General features: G+C 65.2%; 27 protein-coding genes. 8 read left to right on the top strand and 19 right to left on the bottom strand.

The genetic code is table 11. The features are described from left to right. Window positions 1–623, top strand: a 623-nt coding sequence (locus WB785_RS05745; protein ID WP_424077783.1) for an alanine dehydrogenase, incomplete at its 5' end; no start/stop codon positions are given. Window positions 624–651: 28 nt separating this feature from the next. Next, a complete protein-coding gene (locus tag WB785_RS05740) occupies window positions 652–2,088 on the top strand; it encodes an amidase (protein ID WP_424077782.1) in 1,437 nt (478 codons plus the stop codon). A 5-nt stretch (window positions 2,089–2,093) separates the two neighbouring features. Here the strand turns inward: WB785_RS05740 and WB785_RS05735 are convergent, their stop codons facing one another. From WB785_RS05735 to WB785_RS05715, 5 genes are all read right to left on the bottom strand, one after another. Then, window positions 2,094–3,116 (bottom strand): nitronate monooxygenase, encoded by a 1,023-nt coding sequence (locus WB785_RS05735; RefSeq protein WP_424077781.1) that lies wholly within the window; start codon window positions 3,114–3,116, stop codon window positions 2,094–2,096. A 4-nt stretch (window positions 3,117–3,120) separates the two neighbouring features. Beyond that, window positions 3,121–4,473 (bottom strand): M16 family metallopeptidase, encoded by a 1,353-nt coding sequence (locus WB785_RS05730; RefSeq protein WP_424077780.1) that lies wholly within the window; start codon window positions 4,471–4,473, stop codon window positions 3,121–3,123. Then, a complete protein-coding gene (locus WB785_RS05725; RefSeq protein ID WP_424077778.1) occupies window positions 4,451–6,760 on the bottom strand; it encodes a polyribonucleotide nucleotidyltransferase in 2,310 nt (769 codons plus the stop codon). Before WB785_RS05725 ends, WB785_RS05730 begins: the two co-directional genes overlap by 23 nt. 382 nt (window positions 6,761–7,142) lie before the next feature. Beyond that, window positions 7,143–7,412: a 30S ribosomal protein S15 gene (rpsO, locus tag WB785_RS05720; protein WP_424077776.1), complete on the bottom strand. Its 270-nt coding sequence runs from the start codon at window positions 7,410–7,412 to the stop codon at window positions 7,143–7,145. A gap of 122 nt (window positions 7,413–7,534) precedes the next feature. Continuing rightward, complete coding sequence (locus WB785_RS05715; protein WP_424077774.1) at window positions 7,535–8,509, bottom strand: bifunctional riboflavin kinase/FAD synthetase; 975 nt, start codon at window positions 8,507–8,509, stop codon at window positions 7,535–7,537. Window positions 8,510–8,642: 133 nt separating this feature from the next. On the opposite strand from WB785_RS05715, the gene mntR reads away from it, so the two are divergent. Then, window positions 8,643–9,347, top strand: a complete 705-nt coding sequence (gene mntR / locus WB785_RS05710) for a manganese-binding transcriptional regulator MntR (protein WP_424077773.1) — start codon at window positions 8,643–8,645, stop codon at window positions 9,345–9,347. Between the two features lie 6 nt (window positions 9,348–9,353). Then, on the top strand, window positions 9,354–9,785 hold the full coding sequence (locus tag WB785_RS05705; RefSeq protein ID WP_424077771.1) for a type II toxin-antitoxin system Rv0910 family toxin: 432 nt from the start codon (window positions 9,354–9,356) through the stop codon (window positions 9,783–9,785). On the opposite strand, the gene WB785_RS05700 is transcribed toward WB785_RS05705, so the two are convergent. Genes WB785_RS05700 through WB785_RS05665 form a run of 8 tightly spaced genes read right to left on the bottom strand, consistent with a single transcriptional unit; the run spans window position 9,782 to window position 17,853 of the window. Continuing rightward, window positions 9,782–10,624 carry an SDR family oxidoreductase gene (locus tag WB785_RS05700; protein ID WP_424077770.1) on the bottom strand — a complete coding sequence of 281 codons (843 nt, stop codon included), beginning with the start codon at window positions 10,622–10,624 and terminating at the stop codon, window positions 9,782–9,784. The two genes, WB785_RS05705 and WB785_RS05700, sit on opposite strands and share 4 nt — an antisense overlap. 14 nt (window positions 10,625–10,638) lie before the next feature. After that, the gene (locus WB785_RS05695) at window positions 10,639–12,192 is read right to left on the bottom strand and encodes an acyl-CoA synthetase (RefSeq protein ID WP_424077786.1); all 1,554 of its coding nucleotides are present in this window, start codon (window positions 12,190–12,192) and stop codon (window positions 10,639–10,641) included. A gap of 14 nt (window positions 12,193–12,206) precedes the next feature. After that, complete coding sequence (locus WB785_RS05690) at window positions 12,207–13,172, bottom strand: alpha/beta hydrolase (RefSeq protein WP_424077769.1); 966 nt, start codon at window positions 13,170–13,172, stop codon at window positions 12,207–12,209. After that, window positions 13,169–14,404, bottom strand: coding sequence for an acyl-CoA dehydrogenase family protein (locus tag WB785_RS05685; protein WP_424077767.1), 1,236 nt, complete (start codon window positions 14,402–14,404; stop codon window positions 13,169–13,171). Before WB785_RS05685 ends, WB785_RS05690 begins: the two co-directional genes overlap by 4 nt. A gap of 13 nt (window positions 14,405–14,417) precedes the next feature. After that, the gene (locus WB785_RS05680; protein ID WP_424077765.1) at window positions 14,418–15,287 is read right to left on the bottom strand and encodes an SDR family oxidoreductase; all 870 of its coding nucleotides are present in this window, start codon (window positions 15,285–15,287) and stop codon (window positions 14,418–14,420) included. A gap of 18 nt (window positions 15,288–15,305) precedes the next feature. After that, window positions 15,306–16,181 (bottom strand): MaoC/PaaZ C-terminal domain-containing protein, encoded by an 876-nt coding sequence (locus WB785_RS05675; protein ID WP_424077764.1) that lies wholly within the window; start codon window positions 16,179–16,181, stop codon window positions 15,306–15,308. Between the two features lies 1 nt (window position 16,182). After that, window positions 16,183–16,632, bottom strand: coding sequence for a type II toxin-antitoxin system Rv0910 family toxin (locus WB785_RS05670; protein WP_424077763.1), 450 nt, complete (start codon window positions 16,630–16,632; stop codon window positions 16,183–16,185). Between the two features lie 30 nt (window positions 16,633–16,662). Then, a complete protein-coding gene (locus tag WB785_RS05665) occupies window positions 16,663–17,853 on the bottom strand; it encodes a lipid-transfer protein (protein ID WP_424077762.1) in 1,191 nt (396 codons plus the stop codon). A gap of 195 nt (window positions 17,854–18,048) precedes the next feature. On the opposite strand from WB785_RS05665, the gene WB785_RS05660 reads away from it, so the two are divergent. Continuing rightward, window positions 18,049–18,336, top strand: coding sequence for a GlsB/YeaQ/YmgE family stress response membrane protein (locus tag WB785_RS05660; RefSeq protein ID WP_424077761.1), 288 nt, complete (start codon window positions 18,049–18,051; stop codon window positions 18,334–18,336). Window positions 18,337–18,349: 13 nt separating this feature from the next. Here WB785_RS05660 and WB785_RS05655 read toward each other — a convergent pair whose 3' ends face one another. From WB785_RS05655 to WB785_RS05645, 3 genes are read right to left on the bottom strand one after another with little or no spacing between them, the layout of a single operon-like run. Continuing rightward, window positions 18,350–18,991 carry a TetR/AcrR family transcriptional regulator gene (locus WB785_RS05655; protein ID WP_424077760.1) on the bottom strand — a complete coding sequence of 214 codons (642 nt, stop codon included), beginning with the start codon at window positions 18,989–18,991 and terminating at the stop codon, window positions 18,350–18,352. Between the two features lie 52 nt (window positions 18,992–19,043). Then, entirely contained in the window at window positions 19,044–20,534 is a 1,491-nt protein-coding gene (locus tag WB785_RS05650) for a flavin-containing monooxygenase (protein WP_424077784.1), read from the bottom strand. Then, a complete protein-coding gene (locus WB785_RS05645) occupies window positions 20,531–21,850 on the bottom strand; it encodes a cytochrome P450 (RefSeq protein WP_424077759.1) in 1,320 nt (439 codons plus the stop codon). Before WB785_RS05645 ends, WB785_RS05650 begins: the two co-directional genes overlap by 4 nt. 89 nt (window positions 21,851–21,939) lie before the next feature. On the opposite strand from WB785_RS05645, the gene WB785_RS05640 reads away from it, so the two are divergent. Next, the gene (locus WB785_RS05640) at window positions 21,940–22,692 is read left to right on the top strand and encodes a MerR family transcriptional regulator (RefSeq protein WP_424077758.1); all 753 of its coding nucleotides are present in this window, start codon (window positions 21,940–21,942) and stop codon (window positions 22,690–22,692) included. Here the strand turns inward: WB785_RS05640 and truB are convergent. Genes truB through WB785_RS05625 form a run of 3 tightly spaced genes read right to left on the bottom strand, consistent with a single transcriptional unit; the run spans window position 22,660 to window position 25,171 of the window. Next, window positions 22,660–23,538 carry a tRNA pseudouridine(55) synthase TruB gene (gene truB / locus WB785_RS05635; RefSeq protein WP_424077757.1) on the bottom strand — a complete coding sequence of 293 codons (879 nt, stop codon included), beginning with the start codon at window positions 23,536–23,538 and terminating at the stop codon, window positions 22,660–22,662. The genes WB785_RS05640 and truB overlap by 33 nt on opposite strands. After that, window positions 23,535–24,221: a 4'-phosphopantetheinyl transferase family protein gene (locus WB785_RS05630; protein ID WP_424077755.1), complete on the bottom strand. Its 687-nt coding sequence runs from the start codon at window positions 24,219–24,221 to the stop codon at window positions 23,535–23,537. The genes truB and WB785_RS05630 overlap by 4 nt, the downstream gene beginning before the upstream one ends. Further along, complete coding sequence (locus WB785_RS05625) at window positions 24,218–25,171, bottom strand: metallophosphoesterase family protein (protein WP_424077754.1); 954 nt, start codon at window positions 25,169–25,171, stop codon at window positions 24,218–24,220. Before WB785_RS05625 ends, WB785_RS05630 begins: the two co-directional genes overlap by 4 nt. Before the next feature lie 130 nt (window positions 25,172–25,301). Here WB785_RS05625 and WB785_RS05620 point away from each other — a divergent pair, with 130 nt between their 5' ends. Next, window positions 25,302–25,883 carry a DUF3558 domain-containing protein gene (locus WB785_RS05620; RefSeq protein WP_424077752.1) on the top strand — a complete coding sequence of 194 codons (582 nt, stop codon included), beginning with the start codon at window positions 25,302–25,304 and terminating at the stop codon, window positions 25,881–25,883. A gap of 35 nt (window positions 25,884–25,918) precedes the next feature. Then, window positions 25,919–26,871 (top strand): CocE/NonD family hydrolase (locus tag WB785_RS05615; RefSeq protein ID WP_424077750.1); only part of this gene is annotated, 953 nt, incomplete at its 3' end.

Raw genomic sequence — 26,871 nt, 5'->3', positions numbered from 1 at the left:
GCGTCGAACCGGCCACGGTCGTCGTGATCGGCGGCGGCACCGCCGGCTACAACGCCGCCCGGGTGGCCGACGGGATGGGCGCAGCGGTCACAGTGCTCGACGTCAACATCGACAGACTGCGCGAGCTCGACACGGTGTTCGGCGGGCGGGTGCAGACTCGCTACTCCACCGCCTTGGAACTCGAGCAAGCCGTAAAAGACGCCGACCTGGTCATCGGCGCTGCGCTGTTGCCGGGCGCCAAGGCGCCCAAATTGGTATCGAATTCGCTTGTCGCACACATGAAGCCGGGCGCAGTTCTGGTCGACATCGCCATCGACCAGGGCGGTTGCTTCGAGGGCTCACATCCGACCACCCACGACGACCCGACGTTCCCGGTCTACGACACGCTGTTCTACTGCGTGGCGAACATGCCGGCCGCGGTGCCAAAAACATCGACGTTCGCGTTGACCAACGCCACCATGCCCTATGTGATCGAACTCGCCGACCACGGCTGGAAAGCGGCCTGCCGGACGAACCCTGCACTCGCCAAAGGACTTTCGACGAACGACGGAGTGCTGCTGTCTAACCGCGTGGCCGCTGACCTCGGGCTGCCATTCACCGAACCGGCGCACGTGCTGGCGTGACTCGCAATCCGCGTGCTACACAGACGGCGTGAGTTCACTCGCCGATGACACCCGCTGGATGGACGCGGTCGACCAAGCCGCCTTGGTGCGAAAAGGTGATGTGACGCCGCTCGAGTTGCTCGAAGCGGCCATCGAGCGCATCGAGCGCATCGATCCCATCCTCAACGCCGTGGTAATCCGTTGGTTCGACCATGCCCGCGACACAGCCCGAGCGCAGCTGCCCGACGGTCCATTCCGTGGTGTGCCATTCCTGATCAAGGACCTGTTCGCCAGCTATGCCGGCCAGCGCATCAGCAACGGCAACGTCGCGCTCAAAAACGCGCATGCGATCTCAGACGCCGATACCACGTTGGTCAGTCGCTACCGAAGCGCCGGTTTGGTGATCGCCGGCCGCACCAACAGTCCCGAACTCGGCAGCGTCCCGACCACCGAACCGCTCGCCTGGGGTGCGACGCACAACCCCTGGGACACCAGTCGTTCACCCGGCGGATCCAGCGGTGGCGCAGCGGCGGCCGTCGCCAGCGGCATGGTCCCGTTCGCGCACGCCAGCGATGGCGGCGGATCGATCCGGATTCCCGCCTCGTGTTGCGGGCTGGTGGGCCTCAAGCCAAGCCAGGGCAGGATCTCGCTTGGCCCGATCCGCGACGAAACAGCGCTGTCGGTTGAGCTTTGCGTAAGCCGCACCGTGCGCGATACCGCGACCCTGCTCGACGCTGTTCGGGGACCTGCCATCGGTGACACGGTGATTGCGCCGCCGCCGTCCCGCCCGTACGTCGAGGAGGTTGGCGCCGACCCGGGCCGGTTACGCATCGGCCTGCTCGATCACCATCCACAAGGCGGCGCGGTTGCACCCGAGTGCACAGCCGCCGCACGGTCAGTCGCCACATTGCTGGAATCGTTTGGCCACACGGTCGAACAGGCATGGCCCGCAGCGCTCGAGGACGCGACGTTCATCTCCCGCTTCGGCGCCATGTGGAGCACGAACATGGGTGTCAGCCTGCGCAGGTTCGAAGAACAGCTCGGCCGCCCCCTCGCCGAGGACGAGTTCGAACCGATGAACCGCATACAGGCCGACTACGGCGCACACCTCAGCGCCGTTGACTATGCCCTTGCGCTTGCGGCCACCACCCAGTTCCGCCGCGCGCTGCAGGCCTGGTGGGCCGATGGCTGGGATCTGTTGCTCACCCCGACGGTGGCCGAGCTTCCGCTGCCGCTGGGCACCATCGTCAACAATCCCGATCACCCGATGGATGGCATGGAACGCTCGGGCCAGTTCATCCCATTCACCCCGCCGTACAACATGAGCGGGCAGCCCGCGATCAATGTGCCGGTCGAGTGGACCGACTCCTGCCTGCCGGTCGGGGTGCAGTTGGTGGCCGCCTATGGGCGCGAAGACGTTTTGCTGCGGGTGGCCAGCCAGTTGGAAGTCGCTAAGCCGTGGGCAGAGCGCAAGCCCCAGGTCTGATCGTCTTACACGTCGCCGAGGGTCTTGACGATGTCGTGCGCCGGCCCGCTGCGCGCGGCCCGGTAAGCCGTTCCCGCCCATAGGTTGGTGCCGTGCGGGTCCTCCAGCGCGACCGAAGCCTTGCGGATCGGTGCTGTCATCTGGTTGACCTCGGGATAACCAAGCGGCGCCACTTCGTCGAGCAAGCGGGTGAAGTCGTTTTCCAAGCCGCGCGCATACCGGCCTGAAAATGCGCGCGTGACAATGGTTTTGATGAACTCCGGATGTTGCAGTGCAGCGCGATGTGCGGTGTTGGTGCCCGCTTCGTCGCACAGCAGCAGCGCGGTACCGATTTGGGCTGCCACCGCTCCCCGGTTAATCACGGCGGCGACGTCCTCGGGAGTACCGAGTCCGCCGGCTGCGATCAGCGGGACGTTGTGCGCGCTGCGGATCCGGGCAAGCAACTCGTGCAACGACTCCTGACCGGGGTCCATATCCGGCGCGAAGGTGCCGCGGTGACCGCCGGCATCCGGGCCCTGGACGATCAGACCGTCCGCTCCAGCAGCAAGGGCCACGCCGGCCTCGTAGGTCGATGTCACGGTGTTGAAAAGCAGAATTCCCAGCGCGCCGAACCACCGCATCACGTCTGGTGGCGGCGCACCGAAGGTGAACGACACCATCTCGGGCCGTAAATCGGCCACCACTTCGAGTTTCTGCTGCCAGCCGTCGTCGTCGCCAAACCGAGGGTGACCGATCTCGACTTCGTAGTGCTCGGCGATCTCGTCGAGCGCCTCCGCGTAGTGGTCCAGCGCGTAGACGTCGGCGACGCTGGGTTGCGGCACAAACAGATTGACGCCCAGCGGACCGGTGGTAGCGGCGCGCGCGGCCGCGATGTCGTCGGCGAGACGCTCCGCACTCACATAGCCGCTGGCCAGAAAACCGAAGCCGCCGGCGTTGGACACCGCCGCCGCCAGTGTCGGCGTGCCCGGGCCACCCGCCATCGGCGCCCCCACGATTGGCACATCGAGATCCCAGAATCCCAGTACCATGGCGCTACCTTGCTATCGCTCGAAGCTGTTGGGGTAGCGACTTTTTCGACTGATACGGACCAAGAACGGCCACGCCGTAGGGCTTGCCCAGCAGTAGGTGGGCTGCCGCATTAACCTCGTCCACGGTGACCTCGTCGAGCTCGTGCAGCGTGCGGTCGATAGTTCGATGCTCAGCGTAGTTGAGTTCGCTGCGGCCGATGCGGTTCATCCGCGAATTGGAGTCCTCCAGGCCGAGCACCAGCCCGCCCCGCAGCGAACCCTTGGCGATCCGGCATTCCGCCTCGGTGATGCCATCGCGTGCCACCGTCTCGAGCACCTCGGTGGTCACCCGCGCAACTTCGGCGAATCGCTCGGGCAGGCAGGCGGCGTAGACCGACAGCGCACCGCTGTCGGAGAACATGTCCACCGACGAGTAGACCGAGTACGCCAGCCCGCGGGATTCCCGAACCTGTTGGAATAGACGCGAACTCAAACCACCGCCGAGTGCATTGTTGAGCACCGAGAGCGCCCAGCGATGCTTCCAGTGCCGGCCGGGTGTGCGCACTCCCAGGCAGACGTGGGTCTGCTCGGCATTGCGATTGGCCAACATCAGGTGCGGACGACCGTTGATCCGGCCGGTGCCCTTGCGCGGCGGCAGCGGCCGGCGACCCCTGACCAGGCGCGACCCGAAGTGCTCGCGGACCAGCGCCACCACGTCGTCGTGGTCAACATTGCCGGCCACGGCGACGATCATCCGCTCGGGTGTGTAGCGCCGCATGTGAAACGAATGCAGTTGAGCGCGCGTCATCGCCGACACCGACTTCGCGCTGCCGATAACCGGACGGCCCACCGGATGCTCACCGAAGAGCGCCGCCAGGAACATGTCGCCGAGCGCGTCCTCGGGGTCGTCATCACGCATGGCGATCTCCTCGAGCACGACATCGCGCTCGAGCTCGACATCGTCGGCGGCGCAGCGTCCGTTGAGTACCACGTCAGCGACTAGGTCGACACCCAACTCCAAATCGCTGTCCAACAGATGCGCGTAGTAGCAGGTGTGCTCCTTGGCGGTGAACGCGTTCAGCTCACCGCCGACCGCATCCACCGCCTGCGCGATGTCGACAGCTGTGCGCGTCGGGGTCGACTTGAACAGCAGATGCTCCAGGAAGTGCGCGGCGCCGGCCACCGTCGCGCCCTCGTCGCGCGATCCGACGCCCACCCACACCCCAACCGAGGCGGAGTGCACCCCCGGCAGGTATTCGGTGACGACACGCAAGCCCCCGGGCAGGGTGGTGCGGCGGAACGCAGTAGACGGCTCGGCGCTGTGGCGGCCGCGTCGCAGCGGCTGCGTGCCCGGGCTAACTGCTGGCCGTCGCGGCATCGGCTGGCGTGGTCTCCGCGGTCTCCGTTGCGGCACTTGCTGTGTCACCGCTGCCAGATTCTCCGGCTTCTTCGGTTCCCTCGTCTACGAGCACCAGCGAGATCTTGCCGCGCTTGTCGATGTCCGCGATCTCCACGCGCAACTTGTCGCCGACGTGGACGACGTCCTCGACCTTCGCGATGCGCTTGCCCCTGCCGAGCTTGGAGATGTGCACCAGCCCATCCCGGCCGGGCAGCAGCGACACGAACGCACCGAAGTCGGTGGTCTTGACCACCGTTCCGAGGAACCGCTCGCCGGTCTTGGGCAGCTGCGGGTTGGCGATCGCGTTGATCCGGTCGATCGCCGCCTGCGCCGAAGGTCCGTCGATGGCACCGACGAACACCGTGCCGTCGTCCTCGATCGAGATCTGCGCGCCGGTTTCCTCGGTGATGGCGTTGATGATCTTGCCCTTGGGGCCGATCACTTCGCCGATCTTGTCCACCGGCACCTTGATCGTGGTGACCCGGGGCGCGTACGGGCTCATCTCGTCGGGTGCATCGATGGCCTCGGCCATCACCTCGAGAATCGTCAGGCGCGCATCTTTGGCCTGCTCGAGCGCACCGGCCAGCACCCGCGACGGAATCCCGTCGAGTTTGGTGTCCAGCTGTAGCGCGGTGACAATGTCCTTGGTGCCTGCACATTTGAAGTCCATGTCGCCGAAAGCGTCTTCGGCACCGAGGATGTCGGTCAGGGTGACGAAGCGCCGCTCGGTACCGCCACCATCGACCTCGACATCATCGGACACCAGACCCATCGCGATGCCGGCGACCGACGCCTTCAGTGGCACCCCGGCGTTCAGCAGCGCCAGCGTCGAGGCGCACACCGAGCCCATCGAGGTGGAACCGTTGGAGCTCAACGCTTCCGAAACCTGCCGGATGGCGTAGGGGAACTCCTCGACGCTGGGCAGCACCGGGATCAACGCCCGCTCGGCCAGTGCGCCGTGGCCGATCTCGCGCCGCTTGGGCGAGCCGACGCGGCCGGTCTCGCCGGTGGAGAACGGCGGGAAGTTGTAGTGGTGCATGTAGCGCTTCGAGGTCTCCGGCCCCAGCGAGTCGATCTGCTGAGCCATCTTGACCATGTCGAGGGTGGTCACACCCAAGATCTGGGTTTCGCCGCGCTCGAACAGCGCGCTGCCGTGCGCCCGTGGCACCACCGCGACTTCTGCGGACAGCGCACGGATGTCGGTGATTCCGCGACCGTCGATACGGAAGTGGTCGCTCAGGATGCGCTGGCGCACCAGCTTTTTGGTCAGCGCGCGGAACGCCGCCCCGACTTCCTTCTCCCGGCCGGCGTAGGTGTCGGCGAGCCGCTCAAGAACTTCGGCCTTGAGCTCATTGGTGCGCTCGTCGCGCTCGGCCTTGCCGCCGATGGTCAGCGCGGCGGACAACTGCTCGGTGGCCACCGAAGACACCGAGTAGTAGACGTCGTCGCCGTAGTCGGGGAACACCGGGTACTCGCCGGTCGGCTTGGCGGCCGCGTCAGCAAGCTCTTGCTGGGCGGCGCACAACGCCGCGATGAACGGCTTGGCGGCCTCCAGGCCTTGCGCCACAACGGCTTCGGTCGGCGCCTGGGCACCGCCTGCGACGAGTTCGATGACTTTGTCGGTGGCCTCGGCTTCGACCATCATGATGGCCACGTCGGCGCCCTCGCCGCTGCCGGACACCACGCGTCCGGCCACCACCATGTCGAACACTGCCCGCTCGGTCTGCTCGACGGTCGGGAACGCCACCCAGGTGCCGTCGATCAGCGCAACCCGGACACCGCCCACCGGACCGGAGAACGGCAGTCCGGCCAGCTGGGTGGAAGCGGATGCGGCGTTGATGGCCACGACGTCGTAAAGCTCGTTGGGGTCCAGGCTCATGATCGTCACAACGACCTGGATCTCGTTGCGCAAGCCGTCGACGAACGACGGGCGGAGCGGCCGGTCGATGAGACGACAGGTCAGAATCGCGTCGGTGGACGGCCGGCCCTCGCGGCGGAAGAACGAACCGGGGATGCGACCGGCGGCGTACATCCGCTCCTCGACGTCGACGGTCAGCGGGAAGAAGTCGAACTGTTCTTTGGGCGTCTTGCCGGCGGTGGTCGCCGACAGCAGCATGGTTTCGTCGTCGAGGTAGGCGACGACAGCGCCGGCGGCTTGCAGAGCCAACCGGCCGGTCTCAAATCGTATGGTGCGGGTGCCGAAGCTCCCGTTGTCGATGACGGCGGTCGTTTCGAATACGCCTTCGTCAATTTCAGCTACAGACATGGTTGTCCGTATGACCTCTCTGGGTTTATTCAGCTGTTTCGCGTAGTCACGCTAAACCCCGAGGGTTTCAGAGCCTGGATGCGGCGACGGCCATCGATCGAAGCTGCCGACCTGCCCCGATGAGGGAGCCCGGCAGCCACTACCGAAGACCGCGCGATGCAGGTCCCTTGTGACTCGCTGGGACGGTGCGCGCGGATCGCGCGCGCCGCACCTGCTCGGGCCAATCCGGCCCAGAACGTCGTCCTTACTCTACACGCCGACCTGGCGATTCCTACCCGGCGATGGTCGGCGAACATGGTCGCGACACTTAACGAGTTGCGAAGAAACGCCGATGGGATTCGCAAACGTTTAAGTTTCGGCGTGACACCGGCGCGGGCTGAGGTCAGCGGCGCAGGCCCAGCCGATCGATCAGCGAGCGGTAGCGCTCGACGTCGATCTGTGCGACGTACTTCAGCAGCCGGCGCCGGCGTCCGACCAGCAGCAGCAGACCGCGGCGTGAGTGGTGGTCGTGCTTGTGCACCTTGAGGTGCTCAGTCAGATCGGCGATCCGCCTGGTCAGCAGGGCGACCTGCGCCTCAGGGGACCCGGTGTCGGTCCCATGCAGGCCGTAAGAGCCCAGGATTTCCTTTTTTTGCTCGGCAGTCAGCGCCACGAAATATCTCCATCAATCGGTCCGCGATCTTCGATTCCAGGCTGCGGCCGCCGCGAACTGCAGCACGCGCCGTATCGCCAGGGAGTCTAACAGTGCGCGGCGAGACGACTGGAATCCCCAGGTCAGCCCACGGAAAGCAGCGTACGGGCACGCTCGGTATCGGTGCCCATCGCAGCAATCAGATCCTTGACCGATCCGAACTTCTTTTGCCCGCGGATCCGCGCGACGAAGTCGAGCGCCACATGTTGTCCGTACAGGTCAGCGGTGGTATCGAGCACGAACGCTTCTACAGTGCGGGTGCGCCCGGAGAACGTCGGGTTGGTGCCCACCGAAACGGCGGCCTGGTAGCGCTCGCCCGGAACCACCGTGCCGGTCACCGGCCCGTGCCCCAGCACGGTGAACCAGGCCGCGTAGACGCCGTCGGCCGGAATCGCGGAGTACATCGGCGGCGCCACGTTCGCGGTGGGGAAACCCAACTCCGCGCCGCGCCCCTCGCCCCGGACGACGACACCCTCGACGCGGTGTGGACGGCCCAGCGCTTCGGCGGCGGCGACAACGTCGCCGGCGTCGACACAGGACCGGATATATGTCGACGAGAACGTCACGGTTTCGCTGTCGTGATGCTCGGAAACCAGCGACATCGATTCCACCGCGAACCCGAAGCGCTCGCCGGCGCGGCGCAGCGTGTCGACGGTGCCGGCGGCCTTTTTGCCGAAAGTGAAGTTCTCCCCCACCACGACTTCCACCACATGCAGGTTTTCCACGAGAAGTTCGTGGACGTAGCGCTCCGGGGTGAGCTTCATGAAATTCGTCGTGAACGGCATCACCAGAAACACATCGATGCCGAACTCCTCGGCCAACTCGGCGCGTCGGGTCAGCGTCGTCAACTGAGCGGGGTGACTGCCCGGGAAGACCACTTCCATCGGATGCGGGTCAAACGTCATCAGCACCGTCGGCACTCCCCGCGCGCGAGCCGATTTCACCGCGTGCGAAATCAGCTCGGCATGCCCGCGGTGCAGGCCGTCGAACACCCCGATGGTGAGCACGCATCTGCCCCAGTCCGTGGGGATCTCGTCCTGGCCGCGCCACCGTTGCACAACCGCTAGCCTACGGCGCAAGGTAGCCGCTGATCGTGCTGATGCCACAGTGCGACTCCTCAACCGGCCGAACACGGCCGGCATCGTCGTCGCACGAGCCCCAGATCAGGTGAGGATTGCTTAAACTTCCGTTGTGTCCCCTGACTCCCCTGGCGAAGAGCCCAACGAGCTCACCGCGGTTGCCCAGGACTATCTGAAAGTCATCTGGAACGCCCAGGAGTGGTCGCGGGAGAAGGTCAGCACGAAGATGCTGGCCGAGAAGATCGGGGTGTCGGCGAGCACGGCCTCGGAATCCATCCGCAAGCTCGCCGAGCAGGGTCTGGTCGACCACGAGAAGTACGGCGCGGTGACGCTGACCGACTCGGGCCGTCGGGCGGCGCTGGCGATGGTGCGTCGCCACCGACTGCTGGAAGCCTTCCTGGTCAAAGAGCTGGGTTACAGCTGGGATGAAGTGCATGACGAGGCCGAGGTGCTCGAGCACGCGGTGTCCGACCGTCTGGTGGCGCGCATCGACGCCAAGCTGGGGTTCCCGCAGCGCGATCCGCACGGCGACCCGATCCCTGGCTCCGATGGGCAAGTTCCCACGCCACCGGCTCGCCAGCTGTGGTCATGCGCCGACGGTGACACCGGCACGGTGGCGCGGATATCCGACAAAGACCCCGAGATGCTGCGCTACTTCGACAGCATCGGGATCAGCCTCGATTCCCGGCTACGAGTGCTGACCCGGCGCGAATTCGCCGGAATGATCTCCATCGCAGTCGAATCCGCTGACGGCGCTCCCACCACGGTCGACCTGGGAAGTCCTGCTGCACAAGCTATTTGGATGGTGTGTAGGTAACCGCTGATGGCAAAACTCGAGCTGTCCCATGAGCTGTCGCTTACTGCCGAACAAGCGTGGGCGCGCGCGTCGAATCTCGCCGAACTCGGCGACTGGCTGCAGATGCACCAGGGGTGGCGGGGTGAATTGCCCGCCGAACTCACGCCCGGCGCGACGTTGGTCGGCGTGGCCGGCGCAAAAGGCATGCGCAACCGGGTCACCTGGACGATCCGGAAAGTTGAGCCTCCGGGCCTGCTCGAGATCACCGGCGACGGCGTGGGAGGCACCAAGTACGGCCTGCGGTTGGCCGTCGCGCCTACCCAGTCCGGCTGCAAATTCACCGTGCGAATCGACATGGGCGGCAAGCCGCTATTCGGCCCGATCGGAGCCGCTGCCACCCGAGCTGTCAAAGGCGATATCGAGCGCTCGATCAAGCGATTCGAGGCGCTGTACTCCTAGATATTCCCTGCGGTTGCCCGAGCGTGATAGGCATCCCGGGTCGCCGGATCCATGGCGAGGAATGCCTGATCGGTGCGGGTGATTCTGCCCAAGAACCGGCGAGGACGGTCGGGCGTCAACAGCGCAGACTGCACGACGAAACGAAGCCGGCGTGGCACATACGACATCGCGCGGTGCGTCCTGGCGGCAGCGAGGACAGCCGCGGCGATGTCGTCGGGCTCCACCGAGACAAATTTCGCCACCGCCTTCGGAATCTGCATCCCTGCCGACAGGTCGGTATTCACGACGCCCGGAAGGATGGCGCAGACGTGGATGTTGCGCGGACACAGCTCTTCTCGTAGCGCGTAAGTCAAGCCCACCACAGCGAACTTGGTGGCGCAGTAGGTGGCGACGCCCGGGAAGCCGCCGACGCCGCCCATCGATGCGATGTTGATGATGGTTCCGCCGCCGTGCCGAATGAAGCGTTCCGCCGACAATTTGCAACCGGTGATGACGCCATGCAGGTTGATGTCGATCATCCGATCTTCGGCAGCCCGCGATTCGGCGACGAACTCGCCGGTGAACATCACCCCCGCGTTGTTCACCAACATGTCGAGCGGCCCGAGAACACGCTCCGCGTCATCGAGAAACGCGGCGAAGGATTGCCGCGAGGTGACGTCGAGCGGCAACGCGACGACGTCACCGTCGAGTCCGGACGCGACGTGCTGGGCCAGATCGGCGTCGAGATCCCCGATCGCGACCTTGGCTTCGGCGGCGGCAAATGCTGTGGCGGTGGCCAACCCGATGCCGCGCGCACCACCGGTGATGGCAACGACCTTTCCCCTGAGATTACGACTCACGACTACTCCACTCCTTATTTGTTGGTCAGCTGGCTTCGCAGCACTTTTCCGGTTTCGTTGCGCGGCAACTGCGCGACAAACACCACATCTCGGGGCACCTTGTGCCGGGCCAGATGTGTGCGGATGTAGCCTTTGACGTCCTCGTCGTCGACGTTGGATGCCGGCCGCTTGACAACGTATGCGGCAAGCCGTTTTCCGAAGTCGGGGTCGTCGACGCCGACCACCGCGGCCTCCACGACGTCGGGATGGTCGGCCAGCAGGTTTTCGACTTCCAGCGGAAAGACGTTCTCGCCGCCCGAGACGATCATGTCGTCGTCACGGCCGTCGACGAACCACAGTCCGGTTTCGTCGAAATGCCCGGTGTCGCCGGTACATAGCAACCCGTCGACGATTTCTTTGTTCTGGCCGTCGGTGTATCCGGAAAAACTCAGACCGCTCGCCACGAACAGGGTGCCGGTCCGGCCTGGTTCGGTGATCGTGCGGCGCTGCTCGTCATAGCACGCCAGTCGGCAACCCATGGGTGGGCGGCCAACGGTCCCGGGCGCAGCGCGTAGTTCTTCGGGCGTTGCGATGGCGGCAGCCGCCACCTCGGTGGACCCGTAGAGGTTGTACAGCACGTCGCCGAACGCTTCTGCTGCGCGGCGGCACAGATCGGGCGACAGCGAAGAGCCCGCGGCGAAAATGACTGTGAGCGAGGAGGTGTCGTAGCTTGGGAGCATTTCGGCTCCCAGGTCGAGGATGCGCTGAAGCATTGTCGGGACCAGCACCAGGGCGCCGGAGCGATGCGCGGCGACGGCCCGTAGCGTCGACTCGGGATCGAAACGCCGGGCCAGCACGATGCGGTTGCCCAGCGCCAGCCCCAATGCACAGGTCGCCAGGCCGGTGGCATGGAACAGTGGCGCCGCGACGCAGTAGCTGCCCTCCCGCGGCCAGGCGATCCGATCCAGCAGCTGCGCCGACTGGAGCGGGTCGATCCGGTTGCGCGGAGCGCCTTTTGGGGTTCCGGTGGTTCCGCTGGTCAGTAACACCATGCCACCCGGTCGGGGCGGCGTTGGTAGCGCGGACCGCGACTGACCTTCGACCAATTCGGACGCCGTCGCGCTGGGCAGCGCGTCGAGGAGGCCGGCGAACTCGTCGTCGGCCACCACGCAGCCCACCTCTTCCCTGGCACAGACATCGGCCAGTTGCGGCCCGGCGAACCCGGTGTTCATCAGTACTACCCGGACGCCGATCTTGTTGGCGGCACTCAGCGTGACAACGACCGAGCGGTGGTTGCGGTTCAACAGCCCGATCACCCCGCCAGCCCGAATACCATTGGCCTGCAAGCCACGCGCCAAAGCGTTGGCGGTCTCGTCGAGCTGCCGGAAGCTGATTGTGCCGTCGTCGTCGGCAATGGCAGGCGCATCGCCGTAACGGGCCGCGGTGTAGGCGGTGAGCCCGCCGAACGCGCCGTAGCGCCGCATTGCCAGAAACGCGCGCACGGCCTGATCGGGGCGCGCCGGATCGACCACCCCGCGGCGGAACAGCACTCCCGCGGCGGCCAACCGATCGCGCGCCTTGGCGAGCATGGGTAGTGAAGTGTTCACGACGCGGTGTCTGCTTCGGAAACCGCGTTGCGCAGGAATAATCCGGCCGTCTCAAGACTGGTCCATCCCTGGTCACGCGGCCAGAGCCAATACCCGTGCATCAGACCAGGCCAGACCTGCTCGTCGCAGCGACCACCCGATGCGAGCACCTGCGCAGCGAACGCCTCGGCGTCGGCACGCATGACTTCCCTTGTTCCATAATGTATCTGGATCGGCGGCAGACCGGAGAGATCGGCATTGAGCAGACACAGCCGCGGGTCCGCGACATCGTGGGCACCGACATACAATGCGACTGCGCGTGCGGCCAGACGGGGATCGAGTGGCTGCTGCCGGGGACGCGAGTCGGCAATGCAGGCTCGGTATGCCGGATCGATCAGCGGCCCGAACAAAGCGAGCGCAGCCGGGGCGGGCAGCCCTTCGTTGCGCAGCCGCAAGGCAAGTGCGACCGCGAGGTGCCCGCCGGCCGAGTCCCCGGCGACGACGAGCCTGGCCGGGTCGTGGCCCTGCGCAAGCAGCCAACGGTATGCGGCGAATGCATCGTCTTCGGCTGCTGGAAAAGGATGCTCAGGTGCCAGCCGGTAATCAATGGCGAATGTCGGCATGCCGGAGAACTTGGACAGATGCGACGCGAACCCGCGATGTGTGCGCGACGAGCAGATCAGGTAGCCGCTGCCGTGCAGCACCAGGATCACCCCGACGCCGTCGTCTGCCTCGGGGTCCCACACCCACTCCCCTCGCACCGCTGCGGAAACCGGTTTGATCCGGATGCCGGGAACCACCGGGGTGGTGCGGGAAATCAGATAGTCGGCCGCCGGGCGGATTCGAGCAAACAGCCACCGCTGGGAGAGCAACACGTTGAGAATGATGGTGAAGGGCAGCCCGGTAACCGGAATATAGGACAGCCGGTCAAGTGCAGCGATTGAGCTGCGCCGCAGACTTTTTGCCGTCCTCTGGAGGGTCATCCGGTGAGCAGGCCCTTGGCGATATGGGTTACCTGGACCTCGTTGCTGCCGGCGTAGATCATCAACGACTTCGCGTCGCGGGCCAGCTGTTCGACTCGGTACTCGGCCATGTAGCCGTTGCCGCCGAAAAGCTGCACGGCCTCCATCGCGACGTCGGTGGCAGCCTCCGACGAATACAGCTTGATCGCCGAAGCCTCCGCCAGTGAAGGCACCTTTCCGGCCTGCATCTTCTCCAGCGTTTGAAACACCATGTTCTGCACGTTGATCCGGGCGACTTCCATCTTGGCCAGCTTGAGCTGGATCAGCTGCAACTGACCGATGTTCTTGCCCCACAGGGTGCGGGTTTTGGCGTAGTCGACGCAGCGCCGGTGGCATTCGTTGATGATTCCCAACGCCATCAGCGCGACGCCGAGTCGTTCGGCGGCGAAGTTCGCCCGCGCGCTTTCCCGACCGTCGCCGCCGGTGTGCTGCTCGCTCTCGCCGAGCAGCCGATCAGGTGTGAGCCGGACGTTGTCAAAGAACAATTCGCCGGTCGGCGATGACATCATGCCCATCTTCTTGAACGGCTTACCCTGGGTCAGTCCCGGCATGCCGGAATCGAGCACGAACGGCAGCACCGGCCGGTTGCGCCGGTCGACCGAGCCGTCATCGAGTTTGGCGTAGACGATCAGGACATCGGCGTACGGGCCGTTGGTGATGAACGTCTTCTGTCCGTTGAGCAGGTAGTCTTCGCCGTCACGTTTGACCGTGGTCTTCATCCCGCCAAACGCATCCGAGCCGGAGTCGGGTTCGGTGATCGCCCACGCCGCAATCTTTTCCAGCGTCATCAGCTCCGGTAGCCAGCGCTCCTTTTGCGCGAGCGTGCCGCGGCTCATGATTGTCGCCGCACCGAGGCCGAGGCTGACGCCGACTGTGCTGAGCAATCCGATGCTGACCCCGGCGAGTTCGGACACCAGCACCGCGGCCATCGACGCTTGCGCACCCAGGTTTCCAAACCCCGTCGACGCGCGCTTCTCGGTCTCACCTCCGCTGGACCGCTCCTTGTCCAGCATCGTCTTGACCGCTTCGGCGGCCAGCACATCCAAGCCGAACTCACTGAACAACTTGCGCACGATCGGATATGGCGAAAGCTCACCGGTTTCCAACCCGTCGAGATGCGGCCGGATCTCCTTGTCGATGAACCCGCGCACCGCGTCCCGCATGATCAGGTCGGTGTCAGACCATTCAAACATCAGCTGCTCCTGTTTATTGCGGTAGCCGGGCGGCGATGTCGTCGATCAGCCACGGGCCGTCGGTCTCGATGGTCTCGACGTCGTGCCAGCCGGACAGCGCCGAAATCGCCCCGCCCTGAACCGCGTACACCTTGCCGGTGATCGGGCACTTCTCCGTCGCCAAATAGGCGACCAGCGGCGAGATGTTCGCTGGACTGAACAGGTCGAGTTCGCCCTCCTCCGGTTCGGCCATCAGTGAACCCATGCCCGGGGTGGCCAGCGTGAGCCGGGTGCGGGCGATCGGTGCGATCGCGTTCACCCGCACGCCGTAGCGCTCTAGTTCCTCGGCGGCGATCAGCGTCATCGCCGCGATGCCCGCTTTGGCCGAACCGTAGTTGGCTTGGCCGGCATTCGGCAGCGTCACCCCGGAGCCCGACGCGGTGTTGATCACCGCCGCGTTGGGTTGGTCACCGGCTTTCGACTGCGCCTTCCAATACGCTGCGGCATGCCGCAGCATCGCGAAGTGACCCTTCAAATGCACGGCGATCACCGCATCCCAATGGGATTCCTCCATACCGGCGATGAACGAATCCCGCAGGATTCCAGCATTGTTGACCAAGACGTCTAGCCGGCCGAACTCGGTGATAGCCTGCAGCACAATGCTTTCCGCGCCGCTCCAGGTCGCGACATTCTCGGTGCTGGCGACGGCGCTGCCACCGGAGGCGGTGATCTCGTCGACCACCTCACGCGCCGGGCTGCTGTCGGAGCCATTGCCCGCGTTGTCGCCGCCGAGGTCGTTGACAATGACTTTCGCGCCTTCCCTGGCGAACAGCAGAGCGTGTTCGCGGCCGATGCCACGGCCCGCGCCGGTGATCACCGCGACGCGGCCTTCCAGTGCACCCATTGATAGGACTCCTCGATCTCAGTCGGCGATTACCGCCAGCCCGTCGGTGATGACCCATTCCTCGCCAGCATCATTACCTTTGGCTGTCTCGAACGCGTAGCTGGTAGCTCCGCTGGCGCTGCTGACGTCCCAGACCCGGGTTTCCAGGTCGTCGCCGGGCAGCACCGGTTTGGAGAAGCGGACCGCGAATCGCTTGAGCCGGTTCACATCCGAACCGGCAAGCTCGGTGAGCACCGCCCACGAGGTGAAAGCCATCGTGCACAACCCGTGGGCGATGATTCCGGGCAGCCCGGCGTCTTTGGCCACCTCCTCATCCAGATGGATCGGCATCGGATCGCCGGCGGCCGGCGCGTAACGGAACGTCTGGTCGCTGTCGATGTGCTGCACAACCTTTGCCAACGGCGCCCGCTCGCGCAGCTTCTCGTCGAACTTGTGCTCGGGGCTTAGTTTGCCGACCGCTTTACCGACGTTCAAACCCCGGACAAAGGTCGTGACGTACTGTTCGTTGACCAGCTCGCCGTCCTCGGTGCGACATTCCAGCACGATCGCGGCGCGGGTACCTTTCTCCAATCCCTGGTATCCGATCATCTTGCCGCGCGACACCAGCTTGTCTCCGGGTCGGATGGGCCGATGAAAGTGGAAGTCCTGCTCGCCGTGCACGACTCGTGGGATTGCCTCGATCGGCATCACATCAACGGCCGGCATCAGCAATGCCTCGAAAACCGGAACGATCGCGAACACCGGCGGCGCGATGTCCCCACAACGGTGCGCCTCGATCGGGTCGTTGGTGGCCGCCGCGTACTCGGCCAGCCGCTCCCTGGTGACCTCGAAGCGCTCGTCGTCGGTCCAGCGGTTCAGCCCAGTGTCATCGAACTCCAGCTGCTCAGTCGCCATGCTAGGCCTCGGTGGGCGCCGCCGAGGCCAACGCGTCGAGCTGGTCGAGCGTCTTGTCGAGCTGCTTGACGCCGTCCTTCTCCACCGCCTTGCCCAACGCGCCCTTGATCATCGCGCCGTCGAAATCACCGAACACGGTGAAATTGGAACCGCTTTCGGCCGGCTCGATGGTGAAGGTGAATTGCGCCTTGACGCCTGCCATCCCGGTGCCGGACAGCACGAGACTGCGCGGCGCGTCCACCGATTCGATCGTCCACTGGATCTTGTTGGCCATCCCCAGCATGACGATCTTGGCGGTCAGCTTCGCTCCCTCGCTGAGCGTGGCGGGTGGTTCCTCAAGCCACTTCTCATGGACGGTGAACCATTTGTCCCAGTTGGCGAGGTCGCTGACGGTTCCCCATAAGGCCTCGGGGCTGGCGGACAGATCTCTGGTCGCTTCAATGTGTCCCACGGGTGGTCCCTCCTGAGTTGTGCGGCCGGTTTAACGTTCGGCCCGCTGATACGCGGTGATGACAGCTGCGCCGCCGAGTCCGATGTTGTGCTGCAGCGCCGCCGACACGTTGTCGACTTGCCGCTTGTCGGCCGCGCCGCGCAGCTGCCAGTTCAGCTCCGCGCACTGCGCCAAGCCGGTGGCGCCGAGCGGGTGTCCTTTGGAGATCAGCCCGCCGGACGGGTTGACCACCCAGCGGCCGCCATAAGTGGTCTCGCCGCCATCGATCAGCTTGCCCGCCTCGCCCTCGGCGCAAAGACCGAGCGCCTCGTAGAGCAGCAGCTCGTTGGCCGAGAAGCAGTCGTGTAACTCGATGACTTGGAAGTCCTCGGGCCCGAGGCCGGATTGGTCGTAAACGCGGTGCGCAGCTTGCACATTCATGTCATAGCCGATGAGCCCCTTGCAGGTGCCGTCGAAGCTGCTGGCGAAGTCGGTGGTCATGGCCTGCCCGACGATCTCCACAGCCTGCCCGGCCAGGCCGTGCTTGTCGACGAACGCCTCGGAGGCCAGGATCGCCGCACCCGATCCGTCAGAAGTTGGCGAGCACTGCAGCTTGGTCAGCGGGTCGTAGATCATCCGCGAGCCCAAGATGTCGTCCAGTGTGTACGCCTCCTGGAACTGCGCGTACGGGTTGTTCACCGAGTGCTTGTGGTTCTTGTAGCCGATCTTGGCGAAATGCTCTGCGGTGGTGCCGTATTGCTTCATGTGCTCGCGACCGGCGGCCCCGAACATCCACGGCGCCGCCGGAAAGAGCACCTCGGAGATTTCGGCCATCGCCATCACGTGCTTGTCCATCGGCTGGGTGCGGTCGTCGTACATCGTCCCCAGCGAGCCGGGCTTCATCTTCTCGAATCCGAGCGCGATGGTGCAGTCGGCCAAACCGCCGCGAATCGCCTGGGCCGCAAGGTATAACGCGGTCGACCCGGTCGAGCAGTTGTTGTTGACGTTGACGATCGGAATGCCGGTCATGCCCAGCTCGTAGAGAGCCCGCTGGCCAGACGTCGACTCGCCGTAGACATACCCCACGTAGCCCTGCTCGACTTCGGTATAGTCGATGCCGGCGTCCTCGAGCGCCTTGGTGCCCGACTCTTTGGCCATGTCGGGGTAGTCCCAGCCCTCGCGCCGTCCCGGCTTCTCGAACTTCGTCATCCCGACGCCGACAACGTAGACCTTGTCCGCCATGTCACTCCTTCCAGTACCGTCCCACAAACATACATTACGGAACGTATCTAGCAAAAGCCTGCGTGCTGTCGACTGGATAGAACGTCATTCGATTGGCCACTGATCCGCTCAACGTGTGCGTTATAAGACGTCCGTCGCGGGTACCCGCAGTCGCAGATGGCGCCTACTGGGGGCGCCGCTACGACAGGAGCTGTAATGGCCGGATCAATAGTCCTCGCCCTCATCGTGGGCGCGCTCATCGGATTGGTGGCGCGGCTTGTCATGCCGGGCAAACAAGACATCGGCATGATCATGACGATTGTCCTCGGCGCCCTTGGTGGCTTCATCGGATCATGGGTGGTGACAAAGTTCTTCGCCTACCACAACGCCAACGGTGGAATCGCGTGGATTCCATTCCTCGTCGGCGTCGGCGTTGCCGTCGTCCTCATCGCGATCTGGGAAGCGATAAGGGGTACTCGCAGCCGCCGCAGCGTGCTTCGGTAGTTCGCTCGCCGGCTCAGCCCAACGATGCTGACGCCAGCGCGGCGGTGGCGATCGCGCGCAGATGCACGCACGCGCGGTCCCATCGGCGTCGTGCACGCTGTGAATCCCGGTCGACAAAGCTCGCCACAAGGACTCCCCGCAGCGCGTCCATCGCGGTGTAGACGACGTTGCGGAGCTCCTTTTGCGCGGGGTGCTCCGGCAGCAGTTGGGCGATCGCGGCGATCAGCGTGCTGTTGACGACGGGCTCCACCCGCTCGACCTGTTCGGCCAGCACCGGATCAGTTCGGGCGGCGACCCAAAGCTCCAGCGTCGCAACGAACATCGGGCCCTGATGCGCTTCCCACAGAAATTCCAGCATCGCCGATACGGGATCGGAGCTGCTCTGAACACGTCCAAGTTCGCGAATCGCGCCTTGCGCACGCTGTTGAGCCAGATGCTCGATGGCCGCGACCACCAGATCTTCCTTCGACCGGAAGTGGTGGATTTGCGCGCCCCGGGTAACGCCGGCAAGCTCGACTACCCGCTGGGTGGTGGTCCCCGCGTAGCCGTAAGCCACCAGGCATTCGATGGTGGCGTCCAGCAGTCGCGTCCGCATGGCGGCTGTGCGCTCCGCCTGAGTGCGCCGCACACGCTGTCCGTTGACTTCCGCCGCCATCGCGACCGCACGACCTTTCGAAGTAGAGATACATTCAACTGGGAATGTAATACTACCGCATCGGTGACGGAGTTGAGTCGCGGCGCCCACCGACACCGCTGTCCATGACGTAGCTGCGATCATCGGGCTCGCTGAGCAGCCGCAGATAGTCCTGTGGGAGATATGGCCACAGTTCCGGCGACCCGTCGGGTCCCTGGTACCAGCTGCTGCAACCGGTCGTCCACACCGTGCCGGGCAGCCCACGCCGAATGTGTTCAACGTAGGAGTCGATAGCAGCTGCGGTGGGTCGTAGGGTGTCGTACTCCCCCGCAGCCCAGCGTGTAATCCACCTGAGCACGTAGGCCGCCTGCGCTTCGGCAACCTGCACCAGCGAGAAATTCCCGATCGGGGAATGCGGACCAAGCAGCATGAACAGGTTCGGCATGCCTTGGACGGCGACGCTCTTGTGGGCGCGAGGACCCGCTGACCACATGTCATCCAGCGTCTGGCCGTCGTGGGTGCGGACCGTCGCGGGACGCACATAATCGTGTGCGTTGAATCCCGTTGCCAGCACGACGATGTCGGCCTCGTGCAGACGGCCGTCGGTGGTCCGGATGCCGCGCTCCACGAACCGTTCGATGGCCGTCGTCTCCACGGTCACGTCGGGACGCTGCACCTGGCGGTAGAAGTCCGGGTGAATGATCAGCCGCTTGCACCCGGGCCGGTAGTCCGGAGTGAGCTTGGCGCGCAATACCGGATCGGCGACCGAAGCGAGATTGCGTTCGCACCCCCTGTTGACCAAGCGTCGGCGCAATCCGGGCCGCGTGAGGAAGACGCTGAAAACCTTGAACGATTCGTCTTCCGCCCGGCGCAGCGCCCTGCTAAGCAACCGGCTTCGGCTCAGCAACGCGCGAGCGGCAGGCGGTATCGACGGGTTGGGCAGCCGGGCGACCCATTGCGGGGTGCGCTGAAAGAGCGTGGCGTGAGCCGCCACCCCGGCTACCGCCGATATCAGCTGCACACCTGTGGAGCCGTTGCCGATGACGGCGACCCGCTTGCCGGACACGTCGATGTCATCGCTCCACCGTGCCGAATGGACGATCTGGCCGCCGAAGTCGCCGATACCCGCGAAGCGCGGCGCGCGGGGATGGTGCAAAAAGCCGGTCGCGAGGATGACAAAGTCGGCGTCCAGAGTTTCTCCGTCATGGGTGGTCAGTCGCCAGTGCTGCCCGGTGTGGTTGGCGTCGACAACCTCGGTGCGGTAGCGGATCATTCGTTCGATGTTGTGCCGGCGCGCCGATTCTTCGAAGTAGTTCTGGATCTCCGGGCCGGGCGAAAAGACCCGGCTCCACGACGGATTCAAGTCGAACGAATACTGGTACAGGTGAGACGGCACATCGCAGGTCAGCCCCGGATAGCGGTTGTCCCGCCAGGTCCCGCCGAGCCGGTCGGCCTTCTCCAGCACAGTGACGTCGCGAAAGCCCGCGCGGTCGAGCAGGATCGCCTGACACAGCCCGGACATCCCGGCGCCAACGATCAGGACCCTCGGCGCGCGGCGCATCAGGCCCCCGAGGCCGATGCCTGCGCGCGCGGCGTCAGCGCCACCCGCATGTGGGCCAGACCGCGCAGCGAGCTATTGGTCGTCCACTCCGGTATGCCGATCACATCGATGCGCTCTACCCGCTCGGTGAGTTCGCACAGCACCGCTCTAGTCTCCATCCGCGCCAGGCTCGCGCCAAGGCACAAATGAATTCCCGACCCGAACGCGACGTGAGACGGATTGCGCGCTGCCACGAATGCGTCGGGGTTGTCGAACTGCCGCGGGTCACGGTTGGCCGCACCCCACAGCAGCGTCACCCGCGCACCGGCTGGAATTGTCACGTCACCTACTTGGTACGGGGTCTTCGCTGTGCGATAGAAGCCCTGAATCGGCGACGAGAAGCGCAGCTGTTCTTCGATCGCGCTGCCAATCAGCGCGTCGGGATCCTGCCGGATCAGCTCGAACTGATCGGGGTATTCCGACAACGTCAGGAACATCGTGCTCAGCAGGTTGGTGGTGGTCTCGTTGCCGGCCAACAGGAGCAGCAAGGCGAAGTAGAACAGTTCGTCGCGGCTGATCTCGCCGTCGTCCGCGGTGGCCACCAAACGGCCCAGCAGAGTGTCGCGCGCCAACAGCTCGCCGGTTTCGATCCGACTGCAGAAGTACGAATGCAGATGGCGCACGCCGTTGAGGGTGGGCACCATCTGCCACAACCCCTTCGGTGTCAGTTGGATATTGGCCACTCGCACGGCCTCGTTGGACCAATAGCGGAAGAACTCCTCGTCCTTCGGCGGAATGCCGAGAATGTGCGCGATCATCCGCATCGGCAACGGCACCGCCAGCCGTTGCACGACGTCTGATCCCGGATTGGCCAGTAACTCCGAGACCAGTTCGCGCGCAAGACGATCCACGGTCTCCTGCCATCCGGACAGCGCGCCACGCGCGAACGCGGGCTGAACCTTGCGCCGTAATTCGGTGTGCCGCGGTGGATCCAGATTGAGCAGCACCGGGATTTCGGCGCGGGACCGCGTCACGCCTTCGGCGTTGGACAGCATCGCGTCGTTGCGGGCCGCGGCGCGCACGTCGTCATAGCGGCTGAGGATGAAGATGTTGCGTTTGCGGCTGTATCGGACCCGCGAGCCGGCCAGCAGCTCGGCGTATCCCGGATAAGGATCGGCAGCGGTCACCGGATCAAACGGGTCAAACGATGTCTCGTGGATGCCCGGATACTCGCGGCGCTTGAGCATGGCGCCCAGATCGGTGGTGATGTTGGTGTAGAGACCTTCCGCGAAGGGCCGCGCCATCGAAGTTGCCAACCGGAGGTCGTACTTGAGGGTCACGGTTCCTCCATCCGCCCAACCAATACACTCGTGACCGTAACAATTATTTCTGTAACAGACAATGGGGTTAAGATCAGCGTCGTATGGAGATGACGATCGACCAGCTTGCCCAGAGCGTTTCCATGTCCTCGCGCAATATCCGGGAGTGGCAGCGCCAGGGTTTGCTGCCGCCGCCTACCCGCCGCGGTCGCGTGGGGATCTATTCTGACGAGCACGTCGCACGGATCAGGCGGGTGCAGCAGCTGCACTCCGAAGGCTTCCCGCTCGACTTGATCCGGCGCATGATCGACACCGGCATCGGCAACGAGAGCGACATCCGGCACCTGGCGGCCGAAGTGCTCGCCCCATTCAGCACGGCCGGCCCCATCACCATTAGCCGAGCAGAGCTCGACAACCGACTCGGCGCCGGCGCTGCCGCGCAGCTGGCCAAGCTCGGCCTGGTCGCCGACGCCGACAGTGACCCGGTATCGGTGCGCGACGCAGAGACACTGGACCTGATCGAAGGCCTTACCAACATGGGCGTAGCGCTGGAGCGGATGGTTGCCACGTTGGTTGACGTCCGCGGGCACCAGCGCCGCATCGCCGACGTGATCCTGCGGACCTACGCCGAGGATGTGTGGGAGCCGTTCGTGTCGTCGAAATTTGCTGCACCCGACTGGGGTTCGCTGGCCGACCATGCGGGGCGAGGTCGCCGGCTGGTGAGCGTTCTGCTCACCCATCTGCAGCAGGCCGCGTTCGACGACGCCGCGGCGTCGGTGATGCTCAGCGAAGTCGACCAGGCGGAGCGAGCGTTGGAGGGAATCAAGCCATCAAAGGGTGGCCGGCCGAATGACGACCACTGACTTGGTTTTCGGGCCGTCATCGCGCAGCAGTGCGATCACCCGGCCGCCGGCGTCCCGCGCCGCGTAGACGCCGTCGATGCCGGCAGGCGTGAGTGCGCGGCCGTTCGCCGCCGCATCGGCCTCCTCGACGCTCAAATCCCGGTGGGCGAACATCTGCAGGCATGCCTGGTCGAGAGTGACGCTCAGCTGGGGCCGTTCGGCCAGCTGCTCCAGCGAGTGGGCCTGGTTTAGGTCGAATTGGCCAACGCGGGTGCGCCGCAACGCAGTCAGATGACCACCGACCTCGAGCGCGGCGCCGAGATCGCGGGCCAGCGCGCGGATGTAGGTCCCGGACGAACAGTCCACCGTGACGTCGAGATCGATCAGGTGATCGTGGCGACGGGCCGCGAGGATCTCGAACCGGTCGATGCGCACCGGGCGGGCGGGTATTTCGACCGTGTGGCCCTCGCGAGCGAGGCGGTAGGCCCGCTGGCCGCCGACTTTGATCGCGCTGACCGTCGACGGCACTTGCATGATGTCGCCGCGCGACCTGGCGACCGCAGCGGCGATGCTCGCGTTGGTCAGACGCTCGGCCGGAACCTCATGCAGCAGTTCGCCTTCAGCGTCCTCCGTGGAGGTGGTTTGACCAAGTCGGATGGTGGCCGCATACGACTTCGACGCGCCGCTCACCAGGCCCAGGATCTTCGTGGCGCGTTCGATCCCGATCACCAGCACGCCGGTGGCCATCGGGTCGAGCGTTCCGGCATGACCGACCCGCCGGGTGCCAAAGATGCGCCGGCAACGCCCGACAACGTCGTGGCTCGTCATTCCGGCAGGCTTGTCGACGACGACGAGTCCGGCGTTCATAGCACGATCGCCGTCAGCACCAATTCCTGTTCAACTGACCATCTTCCGGCCAGTGTCGTCAGCGGAGGCCCATTCAGCGTGTCGCCGTCGATCAGGATCGCCGATTCGAAGGTGCCCGCGGTGCCGGAGTCGTCGACGCCGAACGTGATGTGCGCGTCTTCGAAGCCAAGCCAGCGCTTCGTCAACGGAAACCACGCCTTGTAGGTCGCTTCCTTGGCGCAGAACAGGATTCGGTCCCAATGCACACCGGTCGGCAGCGCGGTCATCTCGCGGCGCTCCTCGGGCAGGCTGATTGCGTCCAGTACACCGTCCGGCAGCACGTCGTACGGCTCGGCGTCGACGCCCACCGAGCGCACCACGGCCCCGCGGCCGACCACCGCACCGCGGTAGCCCGTGCAGTGGGTAAGGCTACCCACCACACCGTCGGGCCAGCATGGTTCGCCCTTGTCCCCCTTGAGGATCGGTACCGGCGCAAACCCGAGTTCACCCAGGGCGAGACGAGCGCAGTACCGCACGGTGATGAACTCGTTGCGCCGCTTGGCCACTGACCGCGCGATCAATGGCTCCTCTTCGGGCAGCGGCGTCAGCCCGGGCGGGTCGTCGTACAACTCGGCGGAGGCCAGGTTCTCGACGCTCGTTCCCGTGCTGGGCAACACCGACGACATCAGTTTGCTCAGCGTCATCGCGATTGCCGCTGGCGCAGTTTCTCTCGGAACTGCTGGGCCTGCGCCTTCATCTCGGGGGTGATCACGAAATGGCCGCCGAAGTCATTGAGATAGCCGGGCGCGTATTGCGGATCGGGCAGCACTTGGCGAAGCCAGCTGAAAGGCTTGCGCCGCCGCCACTCTCGCGGGTATCCGACCGACACCTCTTCGAAGCGCACCCCGTCATACCAGGTGGTGCGCGGAATGTGCAGATGACCGTACACCGAGCAGATCGCGTTGTAGCGGGTGTGCCAGTCGGCGGTCTCGGTGGTTCCACACCACAGCGAAAACTCGGGGTAGAACAACGAATCGCAGGGTTCCCGCACCATCGGGAAATGGTTGACCAGTACCGTCGGCGTCATCCAGTCGAGGTCTTCGAGCCGCTTGCGGCTGGTGGCCAGGCGATCACGGCACCACGCGTCGCGGGTGTGGTACGGCTCGGGTGAAAGCAGAAACTCGTCGGTGGCCACGACGTTGCGTTCGCGCGCTATCAAAAGCCCCTCTGCTTTGGTGGTCGCGCCGGCCGGCAAGAACGTGTAGTCGTAGAGCAGAAACAACGGCACGATCGTGGCCGGGCCGCCCCGCTCGGTCCACACCGGAAACGGGTGCTCCGGGGTCACGACGCCCATTTCGTCGCACATGTTGACCAGATAGTCGTAGCGGGCCCGGCCGAACACCTGCTTCGGGTCCTTGTTGGTGGTCCACAGCTCATGGTTGCCGGGCACCCAGATCACCTTGGCGAACCGCCGCCGCAGCAGATCCAGCGACCAGCGGATCTCATCGGTGCGCTCTGCGACGTCGCCGGCGACGATCAGCCAGTCATCCGGCGACGACGGGTACAGCGATTCGGTGACGGGCTTGTTGCCCATATGGCCGGTGTGCAAGTCGGACACCGCCCACAGCGTCGGCTGCCTTTCCTGTGTTGCCACGACTCCCCAGCCTAACGAGCGTCTCGGCGGATGCCGCGCAGCAGTACTAGAACAGGTTCTCGTTTACCCTGTGATCCCGCGGAGGCGACTTGTAAACTCCCGGCAGAGGTAATCCGGTCGAGGGGGTGTGATGGTCGCCAAGCTGCGACTGCTTGCGGCGCTCGGTGCCCTGGTCACGGCGCTGGCGATGGTGTGGCAGAGTGCACCGCCGGTCACCGTCGCTGGCCCGAAGGTGCAACTGCGGTCCACTGCCGCACCGATGGATCCGCCGACGACGATGAAGAGCCCGATCGTCGCGACCACCGATCCCAGCCCGTTCAACCCGTGTCAGGACATCCCGTTCGACGTCGTGCAGCGGTTGGGGTTGGGCTTCACTCCCCCAGAGCCTCAGGAAGGGCTGCGCTGCCAGTACGACGCCGGCAACTACCAGGTGGCCGTCGAGCCGATCATCTGGCGCACCTATGAGCAGTCCCTGCCGGCCGACGCCGTCGAGAACACGGTCAACGGCCACCGTGTCGCCCAGTACTGGAACCTCAAGCCCACGTATCACAACAGCTACTGGTACATGTCCTGCATGGTGATCTTCAAGACCAGCTACGGGATCATCCAGCAGTCGCTGTTCTACTCGACGGTCTACTCCAACCCCGAGGTGGACTGCCCGTCCACCAACCTGCAGCGGGCCAACGATCTTTCGCCTTACTACAAGTTCTGAGCCCGCGTTCGCTGCTGCGCCCATAACCTGATCACGTGACCACCACATCCGCCCAGCCTGCTGGGTCGACATTGCGTTCATTAACCAGGGATCTTGCCGGCCGGGCCCTCGGCCGGGCGTTGCGACTGCCCGCGCGGACTACCGGCTACACGGTCAGCCGCGTCGCGATTCCGATGCGCGACGGCGTCGAACTGGTGGCCGACCACTACGTGCCCGCCGGAGAACCCGTCGGCACCCTGCTGCTGCGCGGACCCTATGGCCGCGGGTTTCCGTTCTCGCTGTTGTACGGCGCGCTGTACGCCGCCCGCGGCTACCACGTGCTGATGCAAAGCGTGCGGGGGACGTTCGGCTCGGGCGGGACCTTCACCCCGATGGCTCACGAAGCAGACGACGGCGCCGACACCGTCGCATGGCTGCGGCAGCAGCCGTGGTTCACCGGCCGCTTCGCCACCATCGGGATTTCCTATCTCGGGTTCACCCAATGGGCGCTGCTGCAGGATCCGCCACCCGAGTTGGCCGCCGCCGTCATCACCGCCGGCCCGCACGACTTCAGCGAATCAGCTTGGGGCACCGGCTCGTTCACCGTCAACGACTTCCTCGGCTGGAGCCATCTGGTTGCCCACCAGGAAGATCCCGGGCGGATCCGCGCCGGCATCCGTCAGCTGCGGGCGCAGAAGAGCGTGATCCGCGCCGCCGCTGAGTTGCCGTTGGGAGCGGCCGGGCGCGAGCTGCTGGGCACCGGCGCGCCGTGGTGGGAGTCGTGGCTGGACCATCCCGATGACAACGCGCCGTTCTGGGAGACGATGCGATTCGGCGCGGCACTCGACCGGGTGCGGGTGCCGGTGCTGCTGATCGGCGGCTGGCAAGACATCTTCCTGCAGCAGACCTTGCATCAGTATCGGCACCTTCGCGACCGCGGCGTCGACGTGGCGCTGACCATGGGCCCGTGGACCCACACCCAGCTGCTCGTTCAGGGTCTGCGGACTAT

The sequence above is a fragment of the Mycobacterium sp. genome (assembly GCF_049585075.1).
In the GTDB taxonomy this organism is placed as follows: domain Bacteria; phylum Actinomycetota; class Actinomycetes; order Mycobacteriales; family Mycobacteriaceae; genus Mycobacterium.
This window is presented reverse-complemented; position numbering and strand designations above follow the sequence as displayed.

Coding starts and splice junctions, on each gene's coding strand:
- WB785_RS05660 (WP_424077761.1), top strand. CDS start 18,049: ATGGCCGGATCAATAGTCCTCGCCCTCATCGTGGGCGCGCTCATCGGA.
- WB785_RS05730 (WP_424077780.1), bottom strand. CDS start 4,473: ATGCCGCGACGGCCAGCAGTTAGCCCGGGCACGCAGCCGCTGCGACGC.
- WB785_RS05655 (WP_424077760.1), bottom strand. CDS start 18,991: ATGGCGGCGGAAGTCAACGGACAGCGTGTGCGGCGCACTCAGGCGGAG.
- WB785_RS05640 (WP_424077758.1), top strand. CDS start 21,940: ATGACGATCGACCAGCTTGCCCAGAGCGTTTCCATGTCCTCGCGCAAT.
- WB785_RS05705 (WP_424077771.1), top strand. CDS start 9,354: ATGGCAAAACTCGAGCTGTCCCATGAGCTGTCGCTTACTGCCGAACAA.
- truB (WP_424077757.1), bottom strand. CDS start 23,538: ATGAACGCCGGACTCGTCGTCGTCGACAAGCCTGCCGGAATGACGAGC.
- WB785_RS05680 (WP_424077765.1), bottom strand. CDS start 15,287: ATGGGTGCACTGGAAGGCCGCGTCGCGGTGATCACCGGCGCGGGCCGT.
- WB785_RS05735 (WP_424077781.1), bottom strand. CDS start 3,116: ATGGTACTGGGATTCTGGGATCTCGATGTGCCAATCGTGGGGGCGCCG.
- WB785_RS05695 (WP_424077786.1), bottom strand. CDS start 12,192: ATGCTCGCCAAGGCGCGCGATCGGTTGGCCGCCGCGGGAGTGCTGTTC.
- WB785_RS05675 (WP_424077764.1), bottom strand. CDS start 16,181: ATGGCGACTGAGCAGCTGGAGTTCGATGACACTGGGCTGAACCGCTGG.
- WB785_RS05690 (WP_424077769.1), bottom strand. CDS start 13,172: ATGACCCTCCAGAGGACGGCAAAAAGTCTGCGGCGCAGCTCAATCGCT.
- WB785_RS05685 (WP_424077767.1), bottom strand. CDS start 14,404: ATGTTTGAATGGTCTGACACCGACCTGATCATGCGGGACGCGGTGCGC.
- WB785_RS05725 (WP_424077778.1), bottom strand. CDS start 6,760: ATGTCTGTAGCTGAAATTGACGAAGGCGTATTCGAAACGACCGCCGTC.
- WB785_RS05665 (WP_424077762.1), bottom strand. CDS start 17,853: ATGGCGGACAAGGTCTACGTTGTCGGCGTCGGGATGACGAAGTTCGAG.
- WB785_RS05620 (WP_424077752.1), top strand. CDS start 25,302: ATGGTCGCCAAGCTGCGACTGCTTGCGGCGCTCGGTGCCCTGGTCACG.
- WB785_RS05630 (WP_424077755.1), bottom strand. CDS start 24,221: ATGACGCTGAGCAAACTGATGTCGTCGGTGTTGCCCAGCACGGGAACG.